Source organism: Vibrio sp. V19_P1S1T109 (assembly GCF_002241375.1).
Taxonomy (GTDB): domain Bacteria; phylum Pseudomonadota; class Gammaproteobacteria; order Enterobacterales; family Vibrionaceae; genus Vibrio; species Vibrio anguillarum.
This window is the reverse complement of record NZ_NDIM01000049.1, coordinates 1-7,902: the sequence shown is the minus strand read 5'-3', so window position 1 is coordinate 7,902 and position 7,902 is coordinate 1. Positions and strand designations below refer to the sequence as shown.

Annotated in this window: 10 protein-coding genes; 3 read left to right on the top strand and 7 right to left on the bottom strand. The window is 41.8% G+C overall.

Features of this window, described 5'->3' with window-relative positions; translation table 11 throughout:
- Positions 1 to 184 precede the first annotated feature (184 nt).
- From B9J87_RS02485 to B9J87_RS02470, 4 genes are all read right to left on the bottom strand, one after another.
- Positions 185 to 1,069, bottom strand: coding sequence for a MurR/RpiR family transcriptional regulator (locus tag B9J87_RS02485; protein ID WP_094149296.1), 885 nt, complete (start codon positions 1,067 to 1,069; stop codon positions 185 to 187).
- A 139-nt stretch (positions 1,070 to 1,208) separates the two neighbouring features.
- A complete protein-coding gene (locus tag B9J87_RS02480) occupies positions 1,209 to 1,988 on the bottom strand; it encodes an SGNH/GDSL hydrolase family protein (protein ID WP_094149294.1) in 780 nt (259 codons plus the stop codon).
- A 9-nt stretch (positions 1,989 to 1,997) separates the two neighbouring features.
- The gene (locus B9J87_RS02475; RefSeq protein WP_176429462.1) at positions 1,998 to 2,474 is read right to left on the bottom strand and encodes a porin; all 477 of its coding nucleotides are present in this window, start codon (positions 2,472 to 2,474) and stop codon (positions 1,998 to 2,000) included.
- Positions 2,422 to 2,871 (bottom strand): ROK family transcriptional regulator, encoded by a 450-nt coding sequence (locus B9J87_RS02470; protein ID WP_094149293.1) that lies wholly within the window; start codon positions 2,869 to 2,871, stop codon positions 2,422 to 2,424. The genes B9J87_RS02475 and B9J87_RS02470 overlap by 53 nt, the downstream gene beginning before the upstream one ends.
- A 321-nt stretch (positions 2,872 to 3,192) precedes the next feature.
- On the opposite strand from B9J87_RS02470, the gene B9J87_RS18010 reads away from it, so the two are divergent.
- A complete protein-coding gene (locus tag B9J87_RS18010; RefSeq protein ID WP_371287005.1) occupies positions 3,193 to 3,303 on the top strand; it encodes an AlpA family phage regulatory protein in 111 nt (36 codons plus the stop codon).
- Between the two features lie 90 nt (positions 3,304 to 3,393).
- Here B9J87_RS18010 and nagA read toward each other — a convergent pair whose 3' ends face one another.
- The 3 genes from nagA to B9J87_RS02450 are packed head-to-tail and all read right to left on the bottom strand — an operon-like array spanning position 3,394 to position 6,107.
- A complete protein-coding gene (nagA, locus tag B9J87_RS02460; RefSeq protein ID WP_094149292.1) occupies positions 3,394 to 4,542 on the bottom strand; it encodes an N-acetylglucosamine-6-phosphate deacetylase in 1,149 nt (382 codons plus the stop codon).
- Between the two features lie 3 nt (positions 4,543 to 4,545).
- Positions 4,546 to 5,409 (bottom strand): N-acetylmannosamine kinase, encoded by an 864-nt coding sequence (locus B9J87_RS02455; protein WP_094149291.1) that lies wholly within the window; start codon positions 5,407 to 5,409, stop codon positions 4,546 to 4,548.
- Positions 5,397 to 6,107 (bottom strand): putative N-acetylmannosamine-6-phosphate 2-epimerase, encoded by a 711-nt coding sequence (locus tag B9J87_RS02450; protein WP_094149290.1) that lies wholly within the window; start codon positions 6,105 to 6,107, stop codon positions 5,397 to 5,399. The genes B9J87_RS02455 and B9J87_RS02450 overlap by 13 nt, the downstream gene beginning before the upstream one ends.
- A 247-nt stretch (positions 6,108 to 6,354) precedes the next feature.
- Here B9J87_RS02450 and B9J87_RS02445 point away from each other — a divergent pair, with 247 nt between their 5' ends.
- Together B9J87_RS02445 and B9J87_RS02440 are read left to right on the top strand one after the other, a co-directional pair.
- Positions 6,355 to 7,320 (top strand): sialic acid TRAP transporter substrate-binding protein SiaP, encoded by a 966-nt coding sequence (locus B9J87_RS02445; RefSeq protein ID WP_094149289.1) that lies wholly within the window; start codon positions 6,355 to 6,357, stop codon positions 7,318 to 7,320.
- Positions 7,321 to 7,385: 65 nt separating this feature from the next.
- A complete protein-coding gene (locus B9J87_RS02440) occupies positions 7,386 to 7,895 on the top strand; it encodes a TRAP transporter small permease (protein WP_303396255.1) in 510 nt (169 codons plus the stop codon).
- Positions 7,896 to 7,902: the final 7 nt, after the last annotated feature.

The following is a 7,902-nucleotide window of genomic DNA, read 5'->3' as shown; positions in this document are numbered from 1 at the left end:
GCGCAATATATTGAGCGCATCAATGTAGTCTTGAATGTGCAGTCATTTTTACACTAGATATTAGTTGAATTATTGGCGAGTACGAACCTGCTTGCAGTAAGTTGGCTTAATTAATTTAATGATTTAATAAGTTAATTTCATTCTGTTTGCCAGAATTAGGTTCAGTTGTAAAGCAATTGAAATGTTACTTAAACTCAAGTGAGGAAAAAGTACCAAAGAACTTAAATAGCTCCTCAAGTTCTTCAAAATTATCGTTATTTCGTGAGGCTTTCTGCACCAAAAACAGCAGTAATTCCACAAACAAAAAGCCTATCGTACGGCTGTGGAAGATGGAGTCAACATCACTAGGCAAAACAAATTGCATGTCACTGTATATCCCATAAGGGTTGGAGTGCGTATTAGTCACCATGGCAACGAAGGCGCGTTTGCTATTGAAATATTTGGTGATATCCAAGACAACAGGGTTGAATCGGTAATAGGAAAAAGCCACCAAGACATCATCCCCTGAGATACCTAGCATTGCCTTGGGTAATTCGCCTTTGTTTAAAGACAGCAAAACGACATTAGAGCGGCTGTATTTAAGTAAGGTTGAAAAATGCATAGCCAAAGAGTGTGAGGAAGCGGGGCCGACCACATAAATCGTACGATTCTTATCAGCAATTTTTTGTGAAAGCTTATCGAGTTCTTCGATATCTAACTCTTGGCGGAATTGATCAATAAGTTGGGCGACATTACCAATATAGCGTTGAGCTTCTGTCTTCGTATCAATCTCCAGATCGAAAAGCTTCGATTTATTGGCTTCGATTGGCGCAACCATATTATTGGTTATCAACTCTTGTTTGAGCGCATTCTTGAATGCTGCATAGCCGGTAAATCCCAGCTTATTCAAATAACGCCCTATGGTTGCCTTGCTGACTTGCGCTTTTTGAGCAAGATCGATGATGCCGTAGTAAGAGAGTTCTTCAAAATGGCCGACAATAAAAGCGTGTAAATTGGCTTCCGACTCGGTCAAGGATTGGAGTTGTGCTGCGAGCTGTTTGTAGGTAGTTAAATCGAGTTGATCTCTCATAGGTGCCAATGGGGTGTCCGCTATTGATACGAAGGTTACCACAAGGTTTTGAGCGGCTTTCATTTTCTGTTTTGAAACTTGATCTTAGTAAAAGAAACAGGCTTAACTCTTCAGGTCAGAAGTGCTAAGCCTCATTTTTCTAGTGATTCATTTGATAGCTTTGGACGGTATCCCAAGCAACCTTTTGTAGCTTATGTGCTGTTTCTTTTGGCATATCCGTGTCGGTTGGTACCGCACCACCAACCGGAGATTGATTGTACAAGGTGGCAAAAAATACGGATGCCGCTAAGTAAGCTCCCGCCAGCGATGGATGTTTACCATCACTATGGTAAAGATCGATCTCGGGGTAGCGCTTCATACTTTGCTCAAAGGCTAATCCGACCGGAGCAACAAATCCTCCGGTGGCTTTAGCGATATCTTGATACGCTTTAGCAAGTGCTTGTGTTTGCTCTGGGCGTGATTTTTGAGCCCATGTCATGAAATAAACCACTTTGGAACCGGCCTCGTGAGCAATTTTTGCCATGTTTTTCGCCGATTGCTGAAAATACTCTTTAGACCCATTTTTTTTAGAGATGGGTTCCATCGAGTTACCTTGAAAGACCACCACATCCCATTTTTTTAAGCTGTTTTGGAATGTTAAGTTGGCTTCATGCCAGCCCAATTGGCCGCTAGAAATGGTAATGCCCCGAAAGCTGTATCCTTCTGCTTTGTTGGGTAGCAGTGATCGAGTTAAATCCCGCAAGCGCGTATTCAGGTGATTATTGTAATGGGTATATGAGTTGCCGTAAATGGCTACCACCTTATTTTGACCATCTAGCTTAGCTGTGGGTGACGGGGCTATTAAGGTGTCAGCTTGCGCAGAAAAATGGGTAAAAACCAATGCTGCGGAAATCAGGGACGCTTTGAGTCGGATTTGCATATTTGCTCCTTAGAAGTCGTAACGTAAGCCTAATGTGATAGTTTTGTCATCACTGCTGGTATTTTTCGCTGCGAGTTCGCGGTCGAAAGTCAAAGATAAGAATGTACGGCGAGCAAGCGTCCACTGGCCTTCAACTCGCCAATCTTCTTTTTCATAGATATCCTTATTTTTTTCATCAAGGAAGCTATAGCCAGCCAGCAATTGGAATTGATTCCATTTATACGCAATTAGTGAGTCCAACCCGAAATATTTTTCTTCACTACCATTATCGAGTTCAATGTTGGTTTTATTACCAGTAAGAGAAACAGTGAATTGATTAAATGATGCTTCTATGCCTGCCAGAATTTGATCATGCTGCTTGCGTTTTGTACTGGTATTATTGTTGTCACGCTGATATTGGCTGAGCGCAACTGCTGGAGAAATTTTAAATCCATCACCGAGTGACTTGTCCAGACAAAGAATCCACAACCCCTGCTGTTGCGACACTTACCAACATTGTCTCACGGTGAATACCCTCCTGTTTAACGAACACTTTTATATCTTCACAAAGTGAATTTAAAAACTGTTCCCGAACTTTAGTAGTGTATTTACTAAATTGAGTGGAGCATTTGAGTGAAAGTGTAAAGTCAAAGACAGCAAAGCGGATCAACGTGGCATTAATTTCGACCGACAAAACGGTATCAAAACCACCATTAATACTGTAAAGCATACGGTTGCCCTTTTTCTGCTCAAGCAATACCTTTCGCGCACACAACGAATCTATTACCTTAGAAACCGTAGGTTTACTCAAGCCTGACTGTGAAGCTACACCAGCCTTTGATAAACTTTCTTTTTTAATCACAAGGTTAAGCACAGCTACTTCACTTTCACTAAAATAACGCATTACATCCTCTGAGTTATAGTGTTCAAACAAACCAATAGGCTAATGATGAATAATACATTTATTAGCTATTAGCTTGCCTTGACAATTCATTTCGTGATTTTCACTAGCACAATGGAACTTACTTCTGCATTGTAAGGGAAGGACTAGCTCGTGTTGTGCAAATTTGTCAGGTTACACATTTTAAAAGTACATAGATCAAAGCATTAGCTTCATATTCAGTTCTACTTGTACGTTATTCTAAGAATAATTGCTCTTTAATAAACGCCGAACCTGTTTTGCACTTTTACACATCGGTGGTTTATCACATGATGATAAACATAGGTGGCATTTCCCATCAGAATTCTAAGACTAAAAGACGTGATGGATAAAACCACTTTATGCCGCGCAGCTATTTGCCGCAAAATGAACGATGACAATTTCCTCAATCAGTAAACTGGGCGGAGCCGTCACTTGACTAGAACGATAGATGACTGGATGGAAGTATGCCTAGGGTTTTCATCATAGTGCTGACCTTTAACAATCTCATTGCTCTCTAATTGAAAAAACTTTCCCATCAACTAATACAGATTGGCTTTGATACTTGGCATCTAATACAGTCGCTGCTGCTCTATAACCTGGTTTTAATAATCCTAAGTCATCGCATTTGATTGCTTGGGCTGGGTAGGTTGAAGCCATTTTCAAGGCTTCTTGTTCGCAAATTCCCCACTTAATTACGTTCGCTACGGATTCATCCATGCCTATGTGAGCCCCAGCCAGACTTCCTCGGCTGTTGACCAGTTTGTTGTCCACCACACGAATGGTTTCACCATCAAGTTCGAACTGGTTGGTTACACTGCCAAGGCTCGCCATAGCATCGGTAACGATAAGTAGTTTTCCTTTTGGTTTCACTTTGTGAGCCAGCAAGAAACTCTTTGGATGAACATGAATGCCATCGGTGATGATGGAACACCATGTGTGGTCACTCAGCATTGCCGTTCCTACTGCACCGGGTTCACGACCTTCCAATGCCGACATAGCATTATAAAGATGCGTGAAGCCATCCACTAATTGCATCTTTTCATCGGTCAACTCATATGCTTTAGCATTGCTATGACCACAGGCTACGACAATCCCTTTATGTTTTAGCCATTCTAAAGAGTCTGTAGAAATGTTTTCCACTGCAGCAGTAACGAGTGTTTTACCTTTTGTTAGCCAGTTAAAATTTGCTAGCTGCTCAGGTGTAGGAGAGTAAAAAAGCTTTGAATTATGTGCGCCTTTCTTCTCTTGGTTTAGCCAAGGGCCTTCAAGATGAATACCTAAAACACCCACAACCCCTTCTTCTATAGCTTTATCGATAGCTGAGAGTGCTTTTTGAATGTCGCTAGGTGTGGTGCTAATTAGAGTTGGCAATAAGTAAGAAGTGCCATGGGAGCGATGCGCACGACAAATGGTATCAGCCGCAGAAGGGGATAGGTCATTGTTAAACATAACATCACCGCCACCATTCACCTGAAGGTCGATAAAACCTGGAGCGATGATGGCGTCTTCAAAATGCTGATATTTGATATCAGCAGGGAGTTGACTGATAGGAACAACGGCTTTTATTGATGTGCCTTCCCATAGTAAAGCCGAATTATCATGATATTTAACGCCATCAAAAAGACGTTGTGCAGAAATCGCATTTAACGTCATCTGCTACTCCTTAAATTGAAATGCAGCACCTAGCAAACATGCATCGTAATTGCCTTTTGCTGCTACAACAGGTAGTTGGAAAACTTTTGGGCGGCTTTGGATTGCGTTATTCACTCTTTTCAAGTATCCGTCCGCAAAGCCAATTCCTCCGCCAAGTACAACAACATCCAGATCCAAACAGGCTTTTAAATTGCAGCATAGGCTAGCAATGGCGTTTGCACTATTGGTGATGATAAGTTCCGCTACGGGATTATTATTAGCTTGTTCAAACAGTTCAATGTTTGTTAGTGGCTTATTAAACAGTTCATCACTGGCTTTTTTAATTGCAGTACCTGAAGCAATTGACTCAACACATCCAACTTGACCACATCCGCATTCTTTGCCGTTGATATCAATCGACATGTGCCCAATATGTCCGGCGAGTCCGCTATGACCCTGATGAAGTTTTCCGTCAATAATGATTCCACCACCGACACCTGTAGAAACGGTAATGAAGGCCATATTGAGTGAAGTATCATTTAACTGCACAAACTCATACCAGGCAGCTGCCTGTGCATCGTTTAACATCGAAACTGTTTTACTGGTTTGCCTCTCCAACTCTTGAGCGAATGGAAATGGTGTCGGGAAGCTGAGCGTATCTGGGTTAATGGCTGTAATACCGCTTTCGGTTACAAAGCCAGTCGTTGAGAGACCAATATTGTCGATATCGTCAATCCAGTTTTGGATGTCCTTGAGTATTGACTGGGTAAAAAGCACAACATTCTGTGATTCAGGCGTTTCTATTTGATGTCTCTTAATTAGAACGCCACCTTCGACGACACCCAATGCGACTTTTGTTCCGCCTATATCGATTGCTAGAGTGCGCATTTCCTTTCTCCTGCAGTTTGAGTTGCTTTGTTAAACCATTGAGTCACAATTTCTAAGCGAGTAATTGCCGAACCAACAGTAACAGCGACAGCACCCGCTTTAATAGCTTTCGCTGCGAGTTCTGGCGTATTAAAGCGTCCTTCAGCCATAGTGAAATAGCCGGCGTCTGAGAAAGCTTGTACTAATTGGAAATCAGGTTCGGTTGGTTCAGCATCTCCTACGTATCCTGACAATGTTGTACCAATAATTTCAACGCCTTGAGTGTGTGCCCACTCGCCATCTTCAAAACATGAGCTGTCTGCCATTGCAAAGCAGCCAGTATTTTTTATTGCCTGAGCAATATGTTCACGGCTTTCAGGGCGAGGGCGGTTAGTTGCATCAAATGCAATGATAGTAGCACCAGCATTTGCAAGGGCGTCAACGTCTGAAGCGAACGGCGTGATCCTAATTGGGCTGTCTATTAAATCGCGTTTTACGATACCAATGATTGGTATAGACACTGCTGCGGCAACAGCCTCGACGTTAATAGCCCCTTCTATACGCAGTGCTTTTGCGCCCGCTTGCTCAGCGGCTAATGCCATTGCCACAATAAATTCTGTTTTGTCTAAAGGACTACCGGTCACTGGCTGTATAGAAACAACAGTTTGACCTTGTAAAGATTTTTTAAGTTCTTCGATCGTTAATTTTTTTGTTCTCACAACAGGCCTCGTATGTCTTTGACTGCGGGCGAACAACCTATCTGAATAGATATACTTGATTCTTTGCTTTATTCGCAAAAGGGCAGAAATAATCAAATTTTGTCCGCGATCACATTTTGAAAAAAGGTGGTTTGAAAATAATCTTCACGGCAATGATAATTCATAACGAAGATTTTTTTCAAACAAAATAAAATTTTTTTTTGAAAATGGTGAAGTAAGGTGTAACACGAAAAATAAAGGGAATAACATGAAAGCCATTAATAAGATTACTATCGCAATGCTAACTCTTGGGTGTGCTGTTTCGGCACAAGCCGCTACTACATTAAAAATGGGAATGCAGGCTTCCGTAGGTTCTGTGGAATACACTTCTGCAAAAATGCTAGCAGACACCCTAGAAGAAATGAGTAAGGGTGAAATTAAACTGGCTCTGTATCCAAGTGCTCAACTTGGTGATGACCGTGCAATGCTTCAACAACTGAGTATGGGTGATCTCGATATCACTTATGCTGAGTTTGGACGTATGGGATTATGGATCCCAAGAGCAGAAGCCGTAACTCTACCGTATGTTGCTCGCGATTTTGATCATCTACGTCGTATGTTTGAGTCTGAATTCGGATTAGGTATTCGTGAAGAGATGTTGACGAAGTTTAACTGGCGAGCACTGGATACTTGGTACAACGGTACGCGTGAAACTACTTCTAACCGCCCACTTAACTCAATTGAAGACTTTAAAGGTCTGAAATTGCGTGTACCTAATGCTAAACCTAACCTCAATTATGCAAAGCTTTCTGGTGCATCACCAACGCCTATGGCTTTCTCAGAAGTCTACTTAGCACTTCAAACTAACGCTGTAGATGGACAAGAAAACCCACTACCAACGATCAAAACAATGAAGTTCTACGAAGTGCAAAAGAACTTGGCGATGACAAACCATATTGTGAACGACCAGATGGTAATTATCGCCGATGCAACTTGGCAGAAACTGACTGACAAAGAGAAAGAACTGGTTCAAAAAGCAGTGAAGAAAGCGGGTGATGCACATACTGCATCTGTGAAAAAGCAAGAAGAAGAACTGGTTTCATTCTTCCAAAGCGAAGGTGTAAATGTGACTTACCCAGACCTTGCTCCGTTCCGTGAAGCGATGCAACCCCTTTACAAAGAGTTTGAAAGCAAAATTGGTCAACCTATCGTTGAGAAACTTGCTGCAATGTAAATGGATTGATTCGTCGATCTCTCAATGTTTTAGCTGGCCATTTTTGGCCAGCTATGGAGTTCAAGATGTTACGTAAGATTGTCAATAATATAGAAGAAATCATCACAGTACCTTTGATGGCTGCGCTGCTAGTTGTATTAACTTGGCAGATCGGTACTCGCTGGTTGCTGAATGATCCTTCCTTATGGAGTGAAGAGCTCGCTAGAGTTCTCTTTATGTATATGTCGTTAGTCGGGTGCGCAATCGCCATCAAGCGAAGTTCACACGTAAACATTACATTCTTTTCAGACAAACTACCGGAGAAAGTGCGGTTTTGTCTGGTTTTATCATTGGAACTTGCCGTTCTAGTTTCTATTGTTGCCATCATTTACCTTGGGTATCAGCATGTTCAAAGAAATGCTTTTTTTGAACTGATTACTCTTGGAGTTTCAAGCAGTTGGATGAACTACAGTCTGCCATTAGGTGGTGTGTTTATGGTGTTCAGACAACTGGAAAAAATGTTCCATATTTTTAAAGAGTTGTGTGGTTGTGCAAAACCTGCATCGATGAATGACTCGCAAATCGCTGAGAGGTAGTGACTAT

Coding starts and splice junctions, on each gene's coding strand:
- B9J87_RS02485 (WP_094149296.1), bottom strand. CDS start 1,069: ATGAGAGATCAACTCGATTTAACTACCTACAAACAGCTCGCAGCACAA.
- B9J87_RS02480 (WP_094149294.1), bottom strand. CDS start 1,988: ATGCAAATCCGACTCAAAGCGTCCCTGATTTCCGCAGCATTGGTTTTT.
- B9J87_RS02470 (WP_094149293.1), bottom strand. CDS start 2,871: ATGCGTTATTTTAGTGAAAGTGAAGTAGCTGTGCTTAACCTTGTGATT.
- nagA (WP_094149292.1), bottom strand. CDS start 4,542: ATGACGTTAAATGCGATTTCTGCACAACGTCTTTTTGATGGCGTTAAA.
- B9J87_RS02455 (WP_094149291.1), bottom strand. CDS start 5,409: ATGCGCACTCTAGCAATCGATATAGGCGGAACAAAAGTCGCATTGGGT.
- B9J87_RS02445 (WP_094149289.1), top strand. CDS start 6,355: ATGAAAGCCATTAATAAGATTACTATCGCAATGCTAACTCTTGGGTGT.
- B9J87_RS02440 (WP_303396255.1), top strand. CDS start 7,386: ATGTTACGTAAGATTGTCAATAATATAGAAGAAATCATCACAGTACCT.